This window comes from Martinezella multihospitum, from assembly GCF_900094585.1.
Taxonomy (GTDB): domain Bacteria; phylum Pseudomonadota; class Alphaproteobacteria; order Rhizobiales; family Rhizobiaceae; genus Rhizobium; species Rhizobium multihospitium.
The window spans coordinates 240,654-261,048 of the sequence record NZ_FMAG01000001.1 but is presented as its reverse complement, the minus strand read 5'-3'; the positions used below and the strand labels follow the sequence as shown (position 1 = coordinate 261,048).

The following is a 20,395-nucleotide window of genomic DNA, read 5'->3' as shown; positions in this document are numbered from 1 at the left end:
GCCTTGTTATTCGAACCTGTTCACATCTTCAGCGCGCGATCCCGTGCTCCTCCAATGTGCGATACGAGAGCGGCAACGGCCTCATCGGCTGATCGTCGCTCGATTGCTTCAAGCACTTTCAAATGTTCTTCCATGACAGGGCCGACATGGCCGTTGATGCGGAACCTGTCCTGGCTGATCAGCCGCATCTTGATCGAATTGACTCGATAGGCATTCGAGATGATCGTATTGCCGAGTGCGTCGATGAACGCGTCATGCATGCCCCAATCCACCGACTGCGCGTGAAGCTCCAGCTCTGCGGAATTGTCGCCGGAGCGGATGGCATCGGCGATATCGCGATGGTCCTTCAGAAGCTTGGTGATCGTCTCGTCCGATGCCGAATGGGTAAAGAGCGCGACGGCTTCCTTCTCCAGAAAAAGACGAAGCTGGAAGGCTTCGCGGATCAGGTCCAGATCGATATGGGCGATCTGCAATCCGCGCTGCGGAACCGTCTTGATCAGCCCTTCGGCCTCCAGGCGCGGGATCAATTCGCGGATCGCGCCAAGCGTCAGTCCCGTCAGCTCGACGAGCCGCCGCTGCGAGATGAATTGCCCTGGCCGAACGTCGCGCGCCAAAAGATGGCGCGTGAAGCTCTCATAGGCCTTCTCTCTCAACGTCGGCTGTTCGCCTGGTCCGTCCATCGGCAGCTCCAGACTGATCGGTTAGGCTGCCCTGGCGCGAAACAAGGCGCCGAAGGCAGCAAAGAGCGTATCAGAATCTTGACTGTTCAATGCCACGAGTGGCGGGCGCACGGCAAGCCAGCTATCGTCCTCTGTCAACCGGGCGAGAATGGCCTTGATCGAAGGAATGATCGGATAGTTCAGCAGCTGTTCGACGAAACGCTCGACATTGGCGTCGTCGATGCCCTTTTCCGCCATGGCCTGGACTTCGCGGGGAAGGAGGTTCGCCATGCCGGAGATCGCACCCTGTCCGCCGAGGCGAACGCCACGGGCCAGATGCCGCTCGTCCCCGATCAGAATGATGAGATCGCCATGGGTCCTCAGCAGCTCCTCGGTATAGGGCCAATCGCCGGAAGAATCCTTGACGCCGACGACGACATCCGGAAATGCCGTGCGCAGGCGACCAACGAGGGAAATGGAGAGCGGCACCATCGTTACCGACGGAATATTGTAGACGATCACGTCGCGGGCATGTGTGCCCAGCATGGTGAAAACGGCCGCGAACCATTTGAAGAGGCCGTCGTCGCTGACGTTCTTGAAATAGGACGGCGGAGCCAGAAGGATGTTGCGGACACCTTGCGCCAGCGCCTGTCCAGCCTGGGCCGCGGCATCTTCGGCGGCATCGACGAGCACGCCCATGACGATCTGTTCAGGCGCGATACCGGCGGCAATCATGGCAGCCAGAACCTGCTGGCGCTCCTGCATGCCGATCGAGGCGCCTTCGCCTGTCGTGCCGAAGAGCGTGATGCTTCTGCAGCCGTTGGAAAGGCAATGTTTCGCCTGCTCGATCACGCCTGGGATCGCGATCTCGCCATCCGCATCGAAGGGTGTTGCCAGGGCGGCCGACAGGCCAAAATTCTCACTCATCCGATCCTCCCGATCTTGTGGGATCAGTGCATATCACACTGACATGTTAGTTGTAAAGTCAAGTTGGTTTCAGTGACGCATATGTGATTTACTGATGTGGGGAAGAGGATCGCGAAGGAACTCCCGCCGCGACGAATATCGGATGTGCAGCGTGCTTTTGCCGTCGAATTCCGCGGAGCGGACCATGTTGAGCTTGACCGTGTGGAGCAAGCACGATCAGCGATGTCGCAATGGTATCGCCTGTCAGCCTGGCGGGGTGCTAATTCCCGACAGGCACGTAGTCGAGTCCGCCATCGATCTTTGACGGCCGGCCATCGAGAAAGAGTTCGCCGATACGAGGTGCGGAGCGGGCGATGACCTTGCCGCGCTTGACGACGGCAAGACGATTGGGTTTCAGGCGGAGCGCTTCCAGCGTGTCGACGGCTTGCAGCACGACAAGATCGGCATTGCAACCCTTCTCCAAGCCGTAGCCCTCGAGCCCGAGCGTCTTGGCGGAGTTGACGGTGAGTGCGTCGAAGATCTTCTTCTTGTCTTCGACACCCGCCATCTGCGCCACATGGATCGCCATGTGGCCGACCTCCAGCATGTCGCCGGAGCCCATCGAGTACCAGGGGTCCATCACGCAATCATGGCCGAAGGAGACGTTGAGCCCGGCGTCCATCAACTCGCGCACGCGCGTCATGCCGCGCCGCTTGGGATAGGTATCATGCCGGCCCTGCAGCATGATGTTGATCAGCGGGTTGGGGATGACGTTGATCTTCGCTTCCGCCATCAGCGGGATGAGCTTGGAGACGTAGTAATTATCCATCGAATGCATCGAGGTCAGATGCGAGCCGGCGACACGACCCTGTAGCCCGAAGCGGACCGTTTCGGCCGCCAGCGTTTCGATATGGCGCGACAGCGGATCGTCAGTCTCGTCGCAATGCATGTCGACGGGGAGGCCGCGATCGGCCGCAATCCGGCAAAGCGCTTCGACCGAGGCTCTGCCTTCTTCCATCGTGCGTTCGAAATGCGGGATGCCGCCGACGATGTCGACGCCCATGTCGAGCGCACGCTCAAGCGAGGCTACGCCATCCCTGGCGCGATAATAGCCATCCTGCGGGAAGGCGACGAGCTGCAGGTCGATATAGGGCTTGACCCTTTCCTTCACCTCCAGAAGCGCCTCGGCGGTCACGAGTTTCGGATCGGAGGTGTCGACATGACTGCGGATGAAGAGCAGCCCTTGCGTCACGGCGAGATCGCAATAGCGCAATGCGCGATCGACAAGTTCTTCCTTGGTCACGATCGGGCGCAGTTCGCCCCAGAGAGCGATACCTTCGAGCAGCGTGCCTGACACGTTCATCCGCGGGAGGCCGAGCGAAAGCGTGGCATCCATATGGAAATGCGGATCGACGAAGGGCGGGCTGACCAGCCGGTCGGTCGCGTCGATCACTTCCTTTGCCTCTGCCGCGATTGCGGCTTCGATTGCTGCGATCTTGCCATCCTTGACCGCGATATCGATGCCCTTGCGGCCATCGGGCAGATTGGCATTGCGAATGATCAGATCGAACATGAAAGGCTCCTCGGATTATCTTTCGCCGCGGCGATAGGGTTGCATCAGCGCCTGCGGCACGCGGGCACGCCTGCTCATGACGGCAAGGGCGACGATGGACAGGATATACGGCGTCATCAGAAAAATCTGGTAAGGCACCCCCTGCACCGCGGTTTGCAGCCGTAGCTGGAACGCGTCGAAGAAGGCAAAGAGCAGGGCGCCGAACAATGCCCGTCCTGGCCGCCAGGACGAAAAGACGACCAGCGCGATGCAGATCCAGCCGCGGCCCTGCACCATGGTCGGAAAGAAGCTGTTGAAGGCCGAAAGCGTCAGGAAGGCGCCGCCCATGCCCATCAGGGCGCTACCGGCGATGATGGCGCCATAGCGGATCCTCATGGGGTTGAGGCCCTGTGCCTCGGCCGCATGCGGGTTTTCACCCGTCATGCGGATCGCAAGCCCTACCGGCGTGCGGAAGATGAGATAGGCCATGACCAGCGCCACCAGGATCGCAAGGTAAGTCGGGGCGGTCTGCGTGAAGAGAGCGGGGCCGATGAAGGGAAGGGTCGACAGCCCGGGAATGGCGATTGGCTGGAAGGGCGTGATGGTCGGCGGTGTTCCGGCAACCGGCACGATCAGCCGGAAGACGTAGTAACTGAAGCTGGATGCGAAAAGCGTGACGCCGAGGCCTGAAACATGCTGCGACAGGCCGAGTGTTACGGTAAGTGCCGAATGCAGCAGCCCGAAAACTCCGCCGGCGATTGCCGCGATCAGAAGGCCGGTCCATAAATCCGCGCCATGATAGACGGAGAGCCAGCCGATCATTGCACCGAAGGTCATGATGCCCTCGATGCCGAGATTGAGAACGCCGGCCCGCTCGCAAAGCAGCGCGCCGAGCGTGCCGAAGATCAGCGGCGTTGCAATCCGCAGCACGGCAGCCCAAAGCCCGGCCGATGCAATGATGTCGACCAGCGTGCTCATCGGCGGATCCTGTATTGCGTGAAGAACAAGGCGATCAGCATGGTCAGCAGCGATAAGGCGACCGTGACGTCGGCAATATACGTGGGAATGCCGAGGCTGCGGCTCATGCCGTCAGCGCCGACGAACATCGTCGCGGTAAAGATCGCCGCAAGAACGACGCCAAGCGGGTTGAGGTTCGCAAGCATCGCAACAACGATGCCGGCATAGCCGAAGCCGGGGGACAGATCGGTCGTGACATAACCTTTGACGCCCATGACTTCGATGGCACCGGCAAGGCCGGCAAGCCCGCCCGAAAGACAGGCGACCTTGACGAGGGTCGAGCCGAGGCGAACGCCGGCAAAAACGGCGCCTGACGGGTTGAGGCCTGCCGCCCGCGACTGCATGCCGAAGACGGTGCGCGACTGGATGAAATAGACGATCGCCGCGATAACGATCGCGATTGCAAAACCGATGTGAAGGCGCGAGCGGGCGATCAGCTTTGGCAGCATGGCGTGATCGACAAGGGCCTGAGATTGCGGCCAGCCGAATGCCGTCGGGTCTTTCAGCACGCCGTCGATCAGCATGGAGACGAAGAGAACGGCGATGAAATTCAGGATGAGGCTGGTGACGACCTCATCGACAGAAAAGCGCAGCCGCAGCCATAGCGGCACGAGGATCAATATCATCCCGGCCATGGCGCCGATCATCATCAATAACGGAATGAGGATGGGGCCGGGCAAGCCAGCGAGCATTTTCGACCCGAAGGCTGCAACAGCGATGGCACCGAAATAGAATTGACCCTCGGCACCGATGTTCCAGAGGCGGGCGCGGAACGCCACTGCGGCGGCAAGCCCCGTTAGAATCAACGGTGTCGCGCGGGTCAGCGTCTCCGTTGCTGAAAGCCGAGAGCCGAAAGCGCCCAAAAGGATCCTGCGATAGGCTTCGAGGATCGGAGCACCGGCAATCGCTATCAGGATGCCGGCCAAGGCGAGCGCTGCGACGATCGCGAGCAGAGGGGCAAGGATCATCATGTAGATTGGGCGGTGTTCGCGCCGTTCAAACCGCATTGTCGGCTCCGCTCTTCTCTTTCCATTCTCCGGCCATCATCAGGCCCAAGAGGCGCGCATCCGCTTCATCTGCATCGACTGGTGCAGAGAGACGGCCGCCGACGATCGCCTGAATGCGATCGGCCAAGGCAATGACTTCATCCAGGTCTTCCGAAATCAGCAGAACGGCGGTGCCCTGGCGACGGGCTTCCAGAATGCGCTCATGAACGGCGGCGACTGCGCCTTCGTCCAGTCCTCGCGCCGGCTGGGCGGCAATAAGGATACGCGGTCGTTCGTAAAGGTTGCGGCCAAGGATCAGCTTCTGCATGTTGCCGCCTGACAGTAGCCGGATGCGGCTCGCTGCGTTGCCGCCGCGCACATCGAATGTCTCGATGATCCTTTGTGCAAAGGCCATGCCGGCGCTGCGATCGACCAGGCCGTGCTTCGAATAGGCAGGCAGGCGCTCCAGCACGGCATTTTCCCAGATCGCCATTTCGCCGATTGCGCCATCGCGGTTTCGGTCTTCGGGAATGCGCCCGATGCCTGCACTGATGATTTCAGTTACGTCGAGATCGCCGACAGGCTCCCCAAACAATAGAAGCTCGCCGGATAAACGGGCGAGCGTGCCCGACAGGATCTGGCCTAAAGTCGCCTGTCCATTGCCAGATACACCGATGATGCCGAGAATCTCACCGGCGCGCAGATGAAAGCTAACGCGTTTCAATCGTTCGACACCGCCAACCCTTGCGGTGATATTACGAGCTTCCAGCGCAACTTCACCCGGTGTCGACGCTTCGCGGGTCGGGCGCGTCACGCGATGCCCGACCATAAGCTCGGCAAGCTCGGATTTGCTGGTCTCGACCGCTCGGCGCTCGGCGGCGACCTTGCCACCGCGCAGGACGACGATGCGATCGGCCGTGGCCATGACCTCATCGAGCTTGTGGGAGATGAAGATCAGGGAGAGGCCTTGCGCGGCCATCTGCTTCAACGTCGAGAACAGCTTCTCTGCTTCGATCTGTGTCAGAACCGCGGTCGGCTCGTCGAGGATCAGGATGCGGGCATCGTTGTAGAGCGCTTTCAGGATTTCTACCCGCTGCTGTTCGCCGACCGAGAGATCGCCGAGGCGCGCATCGGGATCGACCTTCAGGCCGAAACGCTCGGAGATCGCCAGTAATTTCTTGCGGGCTGTCGTTGTTTGAGAGTTGAGCGACCAGAGTTTTTCCGTGCCGGTCATGACGTTTTCCAGCACGGTCAGATTGGGCGCGAGCGAGAAGTGCTGATGGACCATGCCGATGCCAGCCCGGATCGCGGCGCGTGGCTTGCCCGGCGGCAACTCCGTGTCATCCACGAGGATGCGTCCGGTATCGGGTACATAGTGGCCAAAAAGGATGCTCATCAGTGTTGTCTTGCCGGCACCGTTTTCGCCGAGCAGAGCGATGATCTCGCCTTTCGCCAAGGTGAGGGAAATATTGTCGTTGGCAAGGGTGCTGCCGAAGCGCTTGCTGACGCCTTCGATGGTGAGAACGGGTGCGGTCATGTCGGGAAACCTGCGATCGGAAAGCGGTGCTGCCAACGTTGTTCTGCTTCCAGTTCGGCGGCAAGGCGAAGCAGCAAGGCTTCTTCGCCCATCGGCGCCATTATCTGGATCGGCAAGGGCATTCCGTCGGCATCTTCGCCGAAGGGCAGGGTCAGTGCCGGAAAGCCGGAAATATTGGCGAGAGACGCAAAGGGGGCAAAAGCCGTCATGCGTTCGAGGTGCAATTCGGTGTCGGAATGATCGGTCGGAAAGGATCCGATGGGTGGGGGCGCCGTCGCCAGCATCGGCATGATGATAACGTCCACCGCGTCGAAAATATCCCAGAGAATGCGGCTCGCCTGAACGGCTCCATTGAGCGAGCCCCAGAGCTTCGTCGCCGTCAACGCGCGTCCGCGCGTAATGAACGCCTGTGTCATTGGCTCGGCAGCAAGCATATCCAGCCCGAGATCGTCGACCAAGCCGGCGATATTGACGGAAATGATATCTCCAAAGGCACGGGCACTGGCCTGAACCGCGTTTTCCGTTTGCTTCCAGGCGAGGGGAACGAGATCGTTCCCGCGCTTTTCGAGAAAGCCGGCAGCGGCTTCGATGGCCTTAGCCCGATCGGCTGCAATCGGGTAATTCGTTCCGGCATCTGAAAGGACCCCGACCCGAAGCCGGCCCAATTCGAGAGCCGGCGCGGCGATTTCGGCAAACGGTCCTCTTGTCCTGCCCCGCACCGCATCGAATATCCGCGTGGCATCGCGCACGGAACGCGTGACCGCCAATTCGCTGGCGATGCCGCCAAGATGATTTCCGAAGGAGGGGCCGGCTGGCACCGCACCGCGCGTCGGCTTCAGTCCGACGAGGCCGCAACAGGCAGCCGGCACGCGGATGGAGCCGCCTGCGTCCGTCGCATGGGCGATCGCCACGATGCCAGCGGCGACTGCAGCCGCCGCACCGCCTGAGGAACCACCGGCCGTCCTGCTTGGATCCAGCGGGTTTCGACAGATGGGTCCGATTACAGGCTCGGAGGTAAGCGAGAAGCCGAATTCAGGGCTGGTGCTCAATCCGAATACGCAGAGCCCGGCATTGCGGAAACGGGCCGCCAGATCGCTGTCTGCGCCTTTGCCTGCGCGGCTGAAGAGGCGCGACCCGGCCGTGACAGGCAGTCCCGCAAAGGGGCCGCCAAGATCCTTCGCTACAGTCGGTACACCCGCAAACGGCCGCAGTGCAAAGCGCTCAGGATCTTTCGATGCCTCCTGATCCAGGGCGTGCGCGGTTGCCAGCCCCAGTTCAGGGTCAAGATAGGTGATGGCGCCAAGCTCTTCATGCTTGGCGCAGGCGGCAAGCGTTGCCTGCATGACATCGATGCAGGCAAGCTTTCCCGACTTGATGGCGCCGGCCAGTTCCGTGGCGTCGGCGAAGGAGGCGCTGCTCATGATCGAGACAAGCGCTTACTTCGGCTGGTCCATGACCTTCGGCACTTCGAAGGCGCCCGACTTGATGTCGGCGCGAACCTTCTCCATCGCCGCTTCTGCTTCCGCTGGCGCCACGCCCTTGACGTAGACGATGTCGCTGCCGCCTTCCTTCATCAGCCCGTAGGCCGTGTAATTGCGGCCGACCGGCTTGCCGGCGGCAACATCGGCGATCGCAGCATTGAGAATGGGACGGAAGTACCACATGGCATTGGCAAAGACGGTATCGGGGTAGCGTGGCGTGTAATCGATCAGCGATCCCACGGATTTGATGTGGCGTTCCTTGGCGGCATCGGCCGTGCCGATGCGTTCTCCGAAGAGAACGTCGGCTCCGGCATCGATCTGGGCAAGACCGGCTTCGCGAGCCTTCGGCGGATCGAAGAACGTGCCGATAAAGGAGACGAGGTGCTTGCAGTCGGGATTGACTGCCTTGACGCCGGCAGCGAAGGCATTGATCAGCATGTTGACTTCGGGGATCGGGATGGCACCGACGGAACCGACGACGTTTGACTTGGTCATCTTGCCGGCCAGCATGCCAGCGAGATAGGCTCCATCATAATTCCAGGTGCCAAAGACTCCGAAATTGCTCCCCGTCGCCTCGCCGCTGGAGCCCAGCACGAAAGCCGTCTCCGGGTAATCGGCCGCAACCTGACGCGCTTCCTTCTCTACGGCATAGGCCTCGCCGATAATCAGCTTGTTGCCCTGTTCGGCATATTCGCGCATGGCACGCGGATAGTCGGTGCCTGAAACGCCCTCCGAAAAGACGTATTCGATGACACCTTCCTTCGCCGCATCCTGGAGTGCCTTGTGAAGACAGGAATTCCAGGCGTTTTCGACCGGCGAGGCGTGTATGCCCGCGACCTTGAGCGGCGCGGCGGCGCGAGCGGCTGGCGCCAGCGCGCTGACGCCAAGGGCTATGCCGGACGCTATGACTGCACGGCGTGATAGTATGATTTCATTGGTCATTTTTCAGTTCCCCTGCTTTTTGATCATTTGGTAAAAATCATAGAAGGGGGCTAAAAAAGTGTCAAGCAATAGGCGTGCCCAAATAATATGCGAAAACATTCCATGGCAGTGTGCAGCATGCATCAATGAGCAGTCCAGGCGGCCCGTTATGCTATGACTCATGGGCTGTAATCGGTTGCGACTTGACCGGCAAACGCATCAGCCTGCGATGCGTTCGATCATATGCGCGATGGCTGCGCGATAGCGATCTGCATCGCCGCCTGCATCGACGGCAAGGGCAGCACGATCGAATGCGGCAGACAGGATATCGGCAAGCGCAGCGACGGGGATATCTGACCCTTGACCGCGACTGAGCGCTGCTTCCAAGCCGTGCTTCAGCGTGAGCGTGGTGGTTTCCTCGTCCAGCTGCTTCATGTCGACAAAGCCAAGGACGGTTGGTCCTTCAATCAGCAGAAGTCGCGTACGGCCAAAGGTTCGCATTGCATCGAGATAGGCATTGCTGCCGGCGATCAGGGCTGCGCGTGGCGCAAGATGATCAGGGGTTGCCTTCTCTATGGCGCGTGTCACCGCCAGCGCTTCCTCCGTGACGACTGCGCGAAACAGCGCGCGCTTGTCCTCGAAATGATGATAGAGCGCGCCGCGGGTAATGCCGGCGGCAGCGACGATCTCCGGCGTCGAGGTCTCGGCATAGCCCTTTTCCACGAACAAAGCGCGTGCAGCCGCGATGAGTGCGGCCTTGGTCTTTTCGGTTCTTTCACGATTGGAGCGTGGATCTTGCATGCATGCAGCCTGTATGTTATTTGAAAAGAATACAGGCAGATTGTATGTCTTTTCGGGGAGGAAGTGAAGCATGAAGGTAACGAGCTATTATCCTGTCATCATGACTGAGCAGGTGGCGGAAACTGCAGCCTTCTACATCGAGCATTTCGGGTTTCAGGAAAACTTCGCAAGCGATTGGTACGTCCATCTGCAATCGGCTGAAGACAGCGGTATCAATCTCGCCATTCTGGATGGCCGGCATGAGACGATCCCGACAAAAGGGCGAGGCCAGGTGGCCGGACTATTGCTCAATTTCGAAGTGGAAGACGTCGACGCGGTCCATGACCGCCTGCAGGCGGCCGGCCTGCCGATCCTGCTCGCCATCCGTGACGAGGATTTCGGTCAACGTCATTTCATAACATCCGATCCGAACGGCGTCTTGATCGACATCATCAAGCCGATACCGCCAAGCGCGGAATTCGCATCTCTCTATGCCGAGGATGCGTTGCCGCAGGATCGCTAAGGTGCTGGGCGCAATCGATAAAATAGAGCGCTGCAACTCTATCTTTGATTAACTAGGTCGCTTCACCCAATATTTCGGTTTTCATGCGACAAAGCCGGCCAGAGGTAAGGTGACCCATGCAAGAGCTCCCGGTTTCGTCAAAAATCATCAAATCAGTCTATTTCCGCCCGGATGACGGGCGGCTTTATATCCGCTTCAAAAACGGCGAGGAACGTCAATTTACCGGCGTTCCGCAGAAAGCGGCGATCGCCATGGTGAAGGCGCCGTCGCCCGGCCAGCACTATATCGAGCATATCCGCACCCAGTTCGAACGCGTCGCTTGAAGCGCGAGCCGCCGGCTGACTAGCGTTTTCGCTATGAAAGGGCTGGTTCGTTGTTTCCGTCACGAGTTCCATGGGCGGAATAAGCTTTGTTTCTCGGCGCATTGATAAACGCTGAGTTGCGCTATCTATATCAATCATAATCATCTTTCAGGGAGGAAGAGGCGTGATTGATGAGAAGCAGCTTATTTCCAAGATCACCTGGAGGCTTATGCCCTTTCTGGGCATCCTCTATCTGATCGCCTATATCGATCGCCAGAACGTCAGTTACGCCAAGCTTGAGATGGTCGATGCGCTTGGCATGAGCGAATATGCCTATGGCCTTGGCGCGTCGCTGTTCTTCATCGGCTATTTCATCTTCGAGGTGCCGAGCAACCTGCTTCTCGACAGGTTCGGAGCCAGCAGGTGGTTCGCGCGCATCCTGATCTCCTGGGGAGCGGTCACGGTCGCGCTGGCCTATACGCAGAATGCGACCATGTTCTATATTCTTCGCTTCCTGCTCGGCGCCTGCGAGGCCGGCTTCTTTCCGGGCGTGCTCTATCTGCTAACCCTTTGGTATCCCTCGGCCTATCGCGGCACGATGGTCGGGCTTTTCATGATCTTCAGCGCCTTTGCCAATGCGATCGGCGCGCCGCTTGGTGGTGTGCTGCTGGACCTGAATGGCCTTTATGGTATTGCCGGCTGGCAATGGGTCTTCCTGGTGACCGGTATCCCAGCCATTATTGCCGGCTTCATCACCCTGTTTTATCTGCCGGATCTGCCGTCCAAGGCGCTGTTCCTAGACGATACGGAAAAGAACTGGCTGAAGGATCGGATCGCGGCGGAAAATTCCGGCATGGAGCAGAACGCCGCCGACGGCTTCAAGGCGCTGATCAATCCGCGCGTATTGCTGATGTCGCTTTGCTATATCGGTTTCCCGTTGGCCGCCTATGGCCTCAGCTACTGGCTGCCGACCATCGTCAAGAATTTCGGTGTCAGCAACACGACGAACGGATTCCTGAACATCATCCCCTGGCTTCTCGTCGCCATCGCGCTTTATGCCGTGCCGCGGGCAGCGGACAAGGCGGAGTCCAAGACGCCCTATATCGTCATTCCCGCGCTCGTCGGCGCCGTGAGCCTGGTCTTATCCGCCGTTATTCCAGACCATACGCTGCAGTTTGCTTTCCTCTCCATTGCCGCCGCCGGCATCTTCGCAGGCCAGCCGGTATTCTGGAGCCTTCCCTCGCGCTTCCTGCAGGGAGCGGGGGCTGCCGCAGGCCTTGCCGCGATCAACTCCGTCGGCAATCTCGGCGGCTTCATCGCCCAGAACGTCGTCCCTTGGATCAAGGATTCCACAGGAAGCACGATCGCACCGATGTTCTTCCTGGCTGCCTGCCTTCTGATTGCGGTGCTGTTGGTCCTTGTGATCGGACGCATGATACCGCGTGCGCCGCGGCCGGAAGATCTTGGCAATCCGAACGCAGCCCGCGTGAAGTGATTGCGCTCAGGTTTGCAAAGGCAGCTTCCAAATGAGAAGGGCGGCCTGATGGCCGCCCCAGTTTTTCAGGTGACGCTGATAGCAAGCTCACGCAAAGGCGTAGGAGCCGTCCGGGCGCTTGGGCACGCGCCGTTGCCAATGGATGTAGCCATCCTCTTCCATTGCCTTTTCATCCATCTCGACACCCCAGCCCGGCCGGTCGGGACGAAGCTCGAGATAGCCGTCCTTCGGCAGATAGGGATCGACGACATAGCGGGTTTCGCCCTGTCGCTGCTCGACCTCGTTGCCGCCATAGACGTAGGCCTGACCCTTCGGCAGACGATATTCGAGGATCTTGAAGTTCTGCGCGGCGGCCGAGAAATGCACGTTGACGGCGGTCGCGAGCGGTCCCATCGGGTTGTGCGGAGCAACGCCGACGAAATGCGCCTCGGCGATCGTCGCGATGCGCCGCATCTCGCTGATGCCGCCGACGACGCAGATATCCGGCTGGATGAGGTCGGCGCCCTTGACCTGCAGCAGACGCAGGAACTCGTTGCGATTATAGAGGGATTCGCCCGTCGCGAGCACGCAATTGAGGCCCTGCTTCAATTCACCCCACATCTCGATGTTTTCGGGGCGCAACGGCTCTTCGTAAAAGAGCGGGTCATAAGGTGCGAGCGCATTGCCGAGCTGGCGGGCTGCAACCGGCTCGAAGATCTTCGCATGGGCGTCAAAGGCGATCTCATAGTCGTCGCGCACGGTTTCGCGCAGCGAGCGGAAATAGTCGGCCGATGCCTTGACGACATTACCCCAGCGATGGGCGTGCATGTCGATGCGCCAGGGGCTGAGCTTGAAGGCGGTAAAGCCCCATTCGGCGTTCAGACGGTCGAGCTCATCGCGTGCAGCCGGCGCATCCGGTGCGGTATAGACACCGGCATAGACCTTGACGCGATCACGCACTGCGCCGCCAAGCAGCTTATAGACTGGGACATTGAGGGCTTTGGCCGAGAGGTCCCAAAGGCAATGGTCGAGCGCGGAAATCGCCGAAAGGCCAAGCGCGCCTGGCGGGAAGCGGCTTTGCTGGATCAGCAGGTTGACAAGATAGTCGATGCGGCTTGGATCCTGGCCGGCGAGAAAGCCATAGAGATAGTCGAGGATCGGCGGCAATGCCAAATCGGGGCCGTGATTGTAGCACTCGCCCCAGCCGGTCAGTCCGTCATCCGTATCCAGTGCCACGATGACGCGCGGGCGATCCTTGTCGCGGGTCACGAATACCCGCATGCGGTCGATCTTCATCTTCTCTTCCTTCTATCGATTGACATGAATGCGGCATGGGAGCTGCCGCAGGTGGGGAGATCGTTGCCGCGTCGCGGCGAAGCCTGGTCCGTAGCAAATGGGCATTACGGCATTGTCGAACGAAGCCATCACGCCGCGCTCCCGTTCTTCACGGTTTCGGGCTCGACATAGCGGAAGCGCCGCGAGCGATCCCTGTCGCGAGGGTCGGGGCGCGGGATCGCCGAAATCAGCGCTTGCGTATAGGCATGTTCGGGTGAGTTGCAGACCTTGTCGGCATCGCCGACCTCGACCAGGCGCCCCTTGTACATGACACCGACGCGGTCGCACATGTAGCGGATGACGCCGATATCATGGCTGATGAAGATATAGGCGAGGCCAAGTTCGTCCTGCAGGCGCATCAACAGATCGAGCACCTGGGAGCGCACGGAAACATCGAGAGCCGATGTTGCCTCGTCGGCGACGATCACGCGCGGATTAAGGGTTATGGCGCGGGCGATGCCGATGCGCTGGCGCTGACCGCCGGAAAAGGCATGGGGATAGCGTTCGCGCGCCCTTGGGTCTAGCCCGACCTGTTCCATCAGATGACAAACGCGCTCGTCGAGCGCCCGGCCTTTGGCGATGCCGTTGACGAGCAATGGCTCGCCGATAATCTGCGAGACGGTCATGCGCGGGTTAAGCGAACCGAACGGGTCCTGGAACACCATGCGCAATTCGCGGCGCGCTGTCGCAAGGGCCGTCCCCTTGGCGCTTGCCAAGTCGGTGACGTCGCCATCGGCGCGGCGATAGAGAATTTCGCCTGCACTCGGATCAATAAGGCGCATGATCGAGCGACCCATCGTGGTCTTGCCTGACCCGCTCTCGCCGACAATGCCGAGCGTTTCGCGCGGCAAAAGCGAGATCGAGACATCATCGAGGGCACGGACCTCGCCGAAGGCCATCGACACATTGCGCAATTCGAGGATCGGGGCTGCCGCTCTGTCGAGCGGCGGTCGCGCCAGACGGATTTCCGCCTTCCTTTCGAGCTTCAGCACCGAGCCGATCAGCATGCGGGTATAATCATCCTTCGGCGCATGGAAGATCTGCTCGACCGGACCGTATTCCCTAACGACGCCATTGTGCATGACGAGCACTTCGTCAGCGATCTGCGCGACCACGCCCATGTCGTGGGTGATGAACAGCACCGCCATGCCGTTGGCCTTCTGCAGCCGGGCAATGAGGTCGAGGATTTCGGCCTGTGTGGTCACGTCGAGTGCGGTTGTCGGCTCGTCGGCGATCAGAAGCTGCGGCTTGCAGGCGAGCGCCATGGCAATCATGGCGCGCTGACGCATGCCGCCCGAATATTGAAAAGCGTAACGGTCGATCGCCTTTTCTGGCGAGGGGATTTCCACCTGTTTCAAAATTGAGATCGCCTCGGCGCGTGCCTCGGCCTTGCTCATCTTCGTGTGGAGGCGCAGCGCCTCCATGATCTGGTCACCGACTGTATGGACCGGCGAGAGAGACGCCATCGGCTCCTGAAAGATCATGGCGATGTCACGCCCGCGGATCGACCTGATCTGCCGCCCGCGCGGATTGAGCTTGACGAGATCAACCGAGCTGCCGCTGGCTCCATTCAGGACAATGGAGCCGCCGGTGATGCGGCCGGGGGCATCGACGATCTGCAGGATCGAGCGTGCGGTGACCGACTTGCCCGAGCCGCTCTCGCCGACGACGCAGAGCGTCTTTCCGGGCTCGATGGCGAAGGAGAGATTGTCGACCGCGCGAAACGTGCCGGTTCTTAAAGGAAAGTCGACGGTCAGGTTTTTGACCTGCAGCAATGGGCGGGCGGTGTTCATGGAAACGATATCGGTCATGCCCGCCTCATTTGTTGTAGGGATCGGCCGCATCGCGCAGGCCATCGCCGAGAAGGTTGAGCGCCATGACGGCAATGACGACGGCGACACCCGGCAGGAACAGCCACGGCGCGGTTGCGATCGAGCGGATGTTCTGAGCCTCGCGCAGCAGCACGCCCCAGGAAACGGTCGGCGGCTGCAGGCCGAGCCCCAGGAAGGAGAGGGATGTCTCCGCCAGGATCATCGCCGGTACCGCAAGCGTGATGGAAGCGATGATGTGGCTCGCAAAACTCGGCAGCATATGGCGGAAGATGATGCGCCCTTCGCTGGCGCCGTCGAGTCTGGCCGCGGCGACGAACTCTTCCGTTCGCAGCGACAGGAAGCGGCCGCGCACGACGCGGGCAAGCTGCGCCCAGCCGGTCAGAGACAGGATGATCGTGATCATCATATATTGCAGTGCCGCCGGCCAGCCTTGCGGCAGTGCTGCCGCCATGGCGAGCCAGATCGGAATGGTTGGCAGCGACAGCACGAAATCGATCAAGCGTTGGATGAAGAAATCGAGCTTTCCGCCGTAATAGCCTGAAATTCCTCCTAGAACGATGCCGAGCAGGAGCGAGAAGAACACGCCGACGAGGCCGATCGATAGCGAAATCTGCGCGCCTTGGACGGTACGGCTGAAGACGTCGCGGCCGAGCCGATCTGCACCGAACAACAAAAGCGGTGTCGTCTTGTCCGTGGTGGCCAGCAGGTGAATGTTGCTCGTGAAGAGGCCGAGCACGGAATATTCGTAACCGCGACCGAACAAGCTGATGGAGACACGCTTCGTCGTGTCCTCCTTGAAGATCGCCGCAAGCGTTTCGGGATCGCGAGTTAGCTTCAGCGGGTAATAGTGTAGCCCAACGGAGAAGCCGTTCTCCGTATCGATGAAATGCACCCTTTGCGGCGGGTGGAAGGTCGCACGCGCATTTTGCTGATTGGGATCGTTGATGGCAAAGAATCCTGGCACGATCGCCACGATGTACATCAGCACGGTAACGACGAGGGCGACCATCGCGAGCTTATGGCGACGGAATGCCCACCAGATCAGCTGCCATTGCGAGGCGACTGCGTTGCGGTCAGGGCGCAGGTTTGTGACGGCGATATCGGCCATGGGCTGCTCCTATTCCAACCGGATGCGGGGATCGACGAGGGCAAGCAGAATGTCACTGATGAGTGACCCGATCAGCGTCAGCGCGCAGATCAAAAGCACGAAGGCACCGGCGAGATACATGTCCTGCGCCATCAAGGCCTGGAGAAGCAGTGGCGCCGCCGTCGGCAGGTTGAGAACGATCGCAACGACCACGGATCCGGAAATGAGATTGGGCAGCAGCCATGCGATCGTCGAGATGAACGGATTGAGCGCGATGCGCAGCGGATATTTGACCAGCAGCCGAAACTCGGAGAGGCCTTTAGCGCGGGCCGTCGTCACATAGGGTTTCGGCAGCTCGTCGAGCATGTTGGCGCGCATGACGCGGATGAGGCTTGCGGTCGACGAAACGGCAAGTATGACGACCGGTAGCCACAGATGCGAGAGGAGATCCAGCATCTTGGCGATACTCCAGGGTGCCGTCTCGAATTCGGAGGAGAAGAGACCGCCGACATCCTGGCCGAACTCGACCGCTGCGACATACATCAGCACCAGCGCCAGCAGGAAGGAGGGAATGGCAAGGCCTAAAAAGGTGAAGGCGGTAAAGAAATAATCGCCGATCGAATATTTCTTGACGGCGGAATAGACGCCGATCGGCAGCGCGATCGCCCAAGTGGCGATCAGTGCCGCAAGCGCCAGAATGAGTGTCAGCGCCATGCGCTCCCAGATGAGGCCGGAGACAGGCTGCTGCCATTCGAACGAGATACCGAAATCGCCGCGCGAAAGAATGCCCCACATCCATTTCAGATATTGGATGAGCATCGGTTGATCGAGGCCGAAGCGTTCGCGCAATTGCGCGGCCGTGTTCTGATCGACCACTTCATTCGAGGAGGCGAGCGTGGCGATATAGGTCGTTACATAGTCGCCTGGAGGGAGCTGGATCAGCACGAAGGCTAGGAAGCTGATGGCGAAAAGGGATGGGATCATCCATAAAAGGCGTTTTCCGATGAAGACCAGCATGGCTGTTTCTCGCAGTGAGTGCTGCCACGGGCAGCTCCGCATCATGGAAAGCGCCGCCCACGGAAGGCGGCGCTTTATCGGCGTAATCAACTGGTGAAGAAGAATTGCTGCGGCATGGCCGGTCCCGGATTGGGCCAGGACCAGCTATCTGGCTGCTTTTCCGGAACATTGCGCAGGTTGTTGCGGATGATGCCGAAGCCGCCGACTGCAAGGCAAAGCCCAACGGTTTCAAACTCTTCGGCTGCGATGTCAAAAATCTGCTTCATGACGGCGCCACGCTTGTCGAGATCGGCTGTCGAGCGGGCCTCGTCGAAGAGTTTCATGCGCTTCTTCTGGCTTTCCGGCGGCTCCTCGCCCTGCTTGCCATTCGATGTGTACCAGACCGACCATGGAATGGCGTAGCGCGACCCCTGCGGATGGAAGGCGAAGAAGTCACGCGGATCGAGCATCGGGTCGAGACCGCCGGGGCCTGGCCAGACCTGGGCATCATGGGCGTTGTCGTCGCCACGGGTGTAGTAGAGCGCGCGCTCGATTGTGTTGACCTTCATGTCGACGCCGATCTGAGCCCAATGCGCCTTCACCAGTTCGAGAGCATCGACCAGATCGGGATAGAGGGTCGGTATGACGTCTACGGCGAAAAAGACTTTCTGGCCATCCGGCCTCAGGCGGAAGCCGTTTGCATCCTTCTTGCCGTAGCCGGCCTGATCGAGCATGGCGCCAGCCTTGTCGGGATCGTAGTTGGTGAATTGGCGGGCATATTTTTCATTGTACCAGGGATGCTCCGGTCGCGGTCCGGCCTGATATCCCTCGCTCTGGCCGAAATAGACGATGTCGATTATTTCCTGCCGATTGATCCCGAGCGAGAGCGCCTGCCGGACCGACTTGTCGGCAAACATCTTGCGCATGGCCGGATCTTTATGGGTGATATTGAAGTAGATCTGGCATTGCTGAGATGTGGAAGGGATAAGGGTTAGAAGGCGATAGTCACCTTTCTTCATGTTCTGCGAGAGCGTCGGCTTGTTGGCGAGCACGCTGATATGGCGCTCCTGAATATCGATCTTGCCGGAAATGACGTTCAGCATCAGCGATTCCACGTCCTGCGAGATGCCGAAATTGATCTCGTCGACATAGGGAAGCTGGTTGCCTGATGTATCTACCTGCCAGAAGTATGGGTTGCGGGTCATGACGACGCGGGTCGCACCACCGGTATAGGGTTCCTTGACGACCCACGGATCGAGCGTCGGCTTATCCGGATTGCCCCAGCGCGAGGGAATTTCGATGTCGCCGCAGCGGGCGCGGAAAAGTTCGGGCCAACTGCTGACGCCAGCCTTCTTCGCATCCTCGGCGACGTTCGGATTGTATTTAGGCAGGAACTGGCTGCAATAGTGCTTCGGAAACAGCGTCGGATGCTGGCCGAGCGGCGTTGCGAGATTTTCCAGATAGAGCGCGTTCGGAGCGGCAAAGGTGAATTTCACCGTATGGTCATCGATCTTCGTGACATCGACTGCCTTGCCGGCAACGGACAGCTGAGCCGGCGTCGCGCTATAGAGATCGGTATTCTTGACGCAGTCCTCGATGGCGAAAACGACGTCATCTGCCGTGAATGGCTGGCCGTCGGACCAGCGTGCGCCTTGAATGAGATAGAAGGTGAATTGCGAGGCGTCGGCATTGACGTCCCAGCGCTCGGCGAGGTTCGGCAGGACCTGAGTGAACTCAAGGTTCCAGCGCACCAGGCTTTGATTGCCCACCATGCGCAGAATGCCGTTATGGTCGGACGAACCTCGCAGGCCGCGTCGCAGGGTGCCGCCATAAGTGCCGACTTTTTCGTAAGGGGTGACGACCATCGGCTTCTTCGGCAATCGGTCGGCCAGCGGCGGCAGCTTGCCATCCTTGACGAGCGCAGCCAGCGCGGGTGCCTCGCCACCTGCATCGGCGGCGTTGACACGTCCGGCCAGAGACAGGGCTGCCATTCCCGCCATGCCGCCGAGGACGGCACGCCTGCTCACGCCGCGGGACAATATTTCATCGCGCATCGAATCCCTCCCGTTTTGACTTCGGCCGGGCTTTGCCTCGGCCGATGCGACAGGCTCCCGTCCCGTCGCCATGCACCCCTCTGGCGCAGCGTCGAGACCATATTACGTTCTCAGATAATTACAAGAGTTGACAGATTTTTACAGATTTAGTAGCCCTGTCGCGCAGGAAATGCGCTATGGCTGTCGCTGGCCGGCATTCATGAAGGACGATGATGAAACTCTCTGTCGCCAACGATTCCGGCATGGGCGCGACGCGCTTCGGCGACATCATCTATGAGAGGATCGTCGCCATGATCGCGGATGGAACCTTTCCGGTGAATGAGCGACTGCCGGCGGAAGCGAAGCTCGCGGAAATGTTCGGCGCGTCACGACCTGTTGTGCGTGACGCTCTGGAGCGGCTGCGCATGGACGGTTTGATCGTGTCGCGCAAGGGGTCGGGTTCCTATGTCAGGCAAAGGCCGGATTCCTCGGTCCTGAAAATGGTGCCTGTAGGATCGCTTGCCGATGTCCAGCGCTTTTTCGAATTTCGCGCCGGGCTTGAGGCCGAGGCGGCCGAACTCGCAGCACGCAACTGGCAGGCGGCCGACAAGGAACGGATCACATTAGCACTTCAGAAGATCGAACAATGTCTTGGCGAAGGCCGCCTTGGTGCTGAAGAGGATCAGGAGCTGCACGACGCCATTGCGATCGCGACCGGCAATCAGTTCCATATCACCGTCCGCGAATTGTTCCGGCCGCATTTCGCCATCGGTCATTCCGTGACCCGTAGCCTCAGCCTCAAGCGGACGCCCGAGCAGATCCGCAGTGTTCAGGACGAGCATGCCGTCATCGTACAGGCAATTTTCGCGCGGCAGGAGACCGAGGCTCACGATGCCATGAAGCGACATATCTTGAATGCACGCGCCCGCATGTTCCAGGGCGTATAGGAAATTGGATGAGGCGAAGGCGAGGTG

Annotated in this window: 18 protein-coding genes; 4 read left to right on the top strand and 14 right to left on the bottom strand. The window is 60.0% G+C overall.

Annotation, left to right across the window (positions count from 1 at the left end; translation table 11 throughout):
* Positions 1 to 20 precede the first annotated feature (20 nt).
* The 9 genes from GA0061103_RS01150 to GA0061103_RS01110 form a co-directional block, all read right to left on the bottom strand.
* Positions 21 to 680 (bottom strand): GntR family transcriptional regulator, encoded by a 660-nt coding sequence (locus GA0061103_RS01150; protein ID WP_092706295.1) that lies wholly within the window; start codon positions 678 to 680, stop codon positions 21 to 23.
* A 21-nt stretch (positions 681 to 701) separates the two neighbouring features.
* The gene (locus tag GA0061103_RS01145) at positions 702 to 1,586 is read right to left on the bottom strand and encodes a dihydrodipicolinate synthase family protein (protein ID WP_092706293.1); all 885 of its coding nucleotides are present in this window, start codon (positions 1,584 to 1,586) and stop codon (positions 702 to 704) included.
* A 259-nt stretch (positions 1,587 to 1,845) separates the two neighbouring features.
* Entirely contained in the window at positions 1,846 to 3,138 is a 1,293-nt protein-coding gene (locus tag GA0061103_RS01140) for an amidohydrolase family protein (RefSeq protein WP_092706291.1), read from the bottom strand.
* A gap of 15 nt (positions 3,139 to 3,153) precedes the next feature.
* Positions 3,154 to 4,095 (bottom strand): ABC transporter permease, encoded by a 942-nt coding sequence (locus GA0061103_RS01135; protein ID WP_092706289.1) that lies wholly within the window; start codon positions 4,093 to 4,095, stop codon positions 3,154 to 3,156.
* Positions 4,092 to 5,141 (bottom strand): ABC transporter permease, encoded by a 1,050-nt coding sequence (locus GA0061103_RS01130; protein ID WP_092706287.1) that lies wholly within the window; start codon positions 5,139 to 5,141, stop codon positions 4,092 to 4,094. The genes GA0061103_RS01135 and GA0061103_RS01130 overlap by 4 nt, the downstream gene beginning before the upstream one ends.
* Positions 5,131 to 6,657 carry an ABC transporter ATP-binding protein gene (locus tag GA0061103_RS01125; RefSeq protein ID WP_092708485.1) on the bottom strand — a complete coding sequence of 509 codons (1,527 nt, stop codon included), beginning with the start codon at positions 6,655 to 6,657 and terminating at the stop codon, positions 5,131 to 5,133. Before GA0061103_RS01125 ends, GA0061103_RS01130 begins: the two co-directional genes overlap by 11 nt.
* On the bottom strand, positions 6,654 to 8,078 hold the full coding sequence (locus GA0061103_RS01120; protein WP_092706285.1) for an amidase: 1,425 nt from the start codon (positions 8,076 to 8,078) through the stop codon (positions 6,654 to 6,656). The genes GA0061103_RS01125 and GA0061103_RS01120 overlap by 4 nt, the downstream gene beginning before the upstream one ends.
* A 15-nt stretch (positions 8,079 to 8,093) precedes the next feature.
* On the bottom strand, positions 8,094 to 9,080 hold the full coding sequence (locus tag GA0061103_RS01115; protein ID WP_092706283.1) for a BMP family protein: 987 nt from the start codon (positions 9,078 to 9,080) through the stop codon (positions 8,094 to 8,096).
* 198 nt (positions 9,081 to 9,278) lie between these two features.
* A complete protein-coding gene (locus GA0061103_RS01110) occupies positions 9,279 to 9,860 on the bottom strand; it encodes a TetR/AcrR family transcriptional regulator (RefSeq protein WP_092708482.1) in 582 nt (193 codons plus the stop codon).
* Positions 9,861 to 9,930: 70 nt separating this feature from the next.
* Between GA0061103_RS01110 and GA0061103_RS01105 the strand changes: the two genes are divergently transcribed.
* From GA0061103_RS01105 to GA0061103_RS01095, 3 genes are all read left to right on the top strand, one after another.
* A complete protein-coding gene (locus GA0061103_RS01105; RefSeq protein ID WP_092706281.1) occupies positions 9,931 to 10,362 on the top strand; it encodes a VOC family protein in 432 nt (143 codons plus the stop codon).
* Between the two features lie 116 nt (positions 10,363 to 10,478).
* Positions 10,479 to 10,685, top strand: coding sequence for a KTSC domain-containing protein (locus tag GA0061103_RS01100; RefSeq protein WP_092706279.1), 207 nt, complete (start codon positions 10,479 to 10,481; stop codon positions 10,683 to 10,685).
* A 163-nt stretch (positions 10,686 to 10,848) separates the two neighbouring features.
* A complete protein-coding gene (locus GA0061103_RS01095; RefSeq protein ID WP_092706278.1) occupies positions 10,849 to 12,159 on the top strand; it encodes an MFS transporter in 1,311 nt (436 codons plus the stop codon).
* An 87-nt stretch (positions 12,160 to 12,246) separates the two neighbouring features.
* Here the strand turns inward: GA0061103_RS01095 and GA0061103_RS01090 are convergent, their stop codons facing one another.
* From GA0061103_RS01090 to GA0061103_RS01070, 5 genes are all read right to left on the bottom strand, one after another.
* On the bottom strand, positions 12,247 to 13,434 hold the full coding sequence (locus tag GA0061103_RS01090) for a galactarate dehydratase (protein ID WP_092706276.1): 1,188 nt from the start codon (positions 13,432 to 13,434) through the stop codon (positions 12,247 to 12,249).
* A gap of 128 nt (positions 13,435 to 13,562) precedes the next feature.
* Positions 13,563 to 15,284: an ABC transporter ATP-binding protein gene (locus GA0061103_RS01085; RefSeq protein WP_092706274.1), complete on the bottom strand. Its 1,722-nt coding sequence runs from the start codon at positions 15,282 to 15,284 to the stop codon at positions 13,563 to 13,565.
* A gap of 7 nt (positions 15,285 to 15,291) precedes the next feature.
* Positions 15,292 to 16,413 (bottom strand): ABC transporter permease, encoded by a 1,122-nt coding sequence (locus GA0061103_RS01080; RefSeq protein ID WP_092706272.1) that lies wholly within the window; start codon positions 16,411 to 16,413, stop codon positions 15,292 to 15,294.
* A 9-nt stretch (positions 16,414 to 16,422) separates the two neighbouring features.
* On the bottom strand, positions 16,423 to 17,409 hold the full coding sequence (locus GA0061103_RS01075; protein WP_075854106.1) for an ABC transporter permease: 987 nt from the start codon (positions 17,407 to 17,409) through the stop codon (positions 16,423 to 16,425).
* 86 nt (positions 17,410 to 17,495) lie between these two features.
* A complete protein-coding gene (locus tag GA0061103_RS01070) occupies positions 17,496 to 19,442 on the bottom strand; it encodes an ABC transporter substrate-binding protein (RefSeq protein WP_092706271.1) in 1,947 nt (648 codons plus the stop codon).
* A gap of 212 nt (positions 19,443 to 19,654) precedes the next feature.
* Between GA0061103_RS01070 and GA0061103_RS01065 the strand changes: the two genes are divergently transcribed.
* Positions 19,655 to 20,368: a FadR/GntR family transcriptional regulator gene (locus GA0061103_RS01065; RefSeq protein ID WP_092708479.1), complete on the top strand. Its 714-nt coding sequence runs from the start codon at positions 19,655 to 19,657 to the stop codon at positions 20,366 to 20,368.
* Positions 20,369 to 20,395: the final 27 nt, after the last annotated feature.

Excerpts from the sequence above, each read along its gene's own strand:
- GA0061103_RS01115 (WP_092706283.1), bottom strand. The coding sequence starts at position 9,080 with ATGACCAATGAAATCATACTATCACGCCGTGCAGTCATAGCGTCCGGC.
- GA0061103_RS01080 (WP_092706272.1), bottom strand. The coding sequence starts at position 16,413 with ATGGCCGATATCGCCGTCACAAACCTGCGCCCTGACCGCAACGCAGTC.
- GA0061103_RS01085 (WP_092706274.1), bottom strand. The coding sequence starts at position 15,284 with ATGACCGATATCGTTTCCATGAACACCGCCCGCCCATTGCTGCAGGTC.
- GA0061103_RS01140 (WP_092706291.1), bottom strand. The coding sequence starts at position 3,138 with ATGTTCGATCTGATCATTCGCAATGCCAATCTGCCCGATGGCCGCAAG.
- GA0061103_RS01090 (WP_092706276.1), bottom strand. The coding sequence starts at position 13,434 with ATGAAGATCGACCGCATGCGGGTATTCGTGACCCGCGACAAGGATCGC.
- GA0061103_RS01065 (WP_092708479.1), top strand. The coding sequence starts at position 19,655 with ATGAAACTCTCTGTCGCCAACGATTCCGGCATGGGCGCGACGCGCTTC.
- GA0061103_RS01110 (WP_092708482.1), bottom strand. The coding sequence starts at position 9,860 with ATGCAAGATCCACGCTCCAATCGTGAAAGAACCGAAAAGACCAAGGCC.
- GA0061103_RS01070 (WP_092706271.1), bottom strand. The coding sequence starts at position 19,442 with ATGCGCGATGAAATATTGTCCCGCGGCGTGAGCAGGCGTGCCGTCCTC.
- GA0061103_RS01120 (WP_092706285.1), bottom strand. The coding sequence starts at position 8,078 with ATGAGCAGCGCCTCCTTCGCCGACGCCACGGAACTGGCCGGCGCCATC.
- GA0061103_RS01130 (WP_092706287.1), bottom strand. The coding sequence starts at position 5,141 with ATGCGGTTTGAACGGCGCGAACACCGCCCAATCTACATGATGATCCTT.
- GA0061103_RS01145 (WP_092706293.1), bottom strand. The coding sequence starts at position 1,586 with ATGAGTGAGAATTTTGGCCTGTCGGCCGCCCTGGCAACACCCTTCGAT.
- GA0061103_RS01075 (WP_075854106.1), bottom strand. The coding sequence starts at position 17,409 with ATGCTGGTCTTCATCGGAAAACGCCTTTTATGGATGATCCCATCCCTT.
- GA0061103_RS01125 (WP_092708485.1), bottom strand. The coding sequence starts at position 6,657 with ATGACCGCACCCGTTCTCACCATCGAAGGCGTCAGCAAGCGCTTCGGC.
- GA0061103_RS01105 (WP_092706281.1), top strand. The coding sequence starts at position 9,931 with ATGAAGGTAACGAGCTATTATCCTGTCATCATGACTGAGCAGGTGGCG.
- GA0061103_RS01135 (WP_092706289.1), bottom strand. The coding sequence starts at position 4,095 with ATGAGCACGCTGGTCGACATCATTGCATCGGCCGGGCTTTGGGCTGCC.
- GA0061103_RS01100 (WP_092706279.1), top strand. The coding sequence starts at position 10,479 with ATGCAAGAGCTCCCGGTTTCGTCAAAAATCATCAAATCAGTCTATTTC.
- GA0061103_RS01150 (WP_092706295.1), bottom strand. The coding sequence starts at position 680 with ATGGACGGACCAGGCGAACAGCCGACGTTGAGAGAGAAGGCCTATGAG.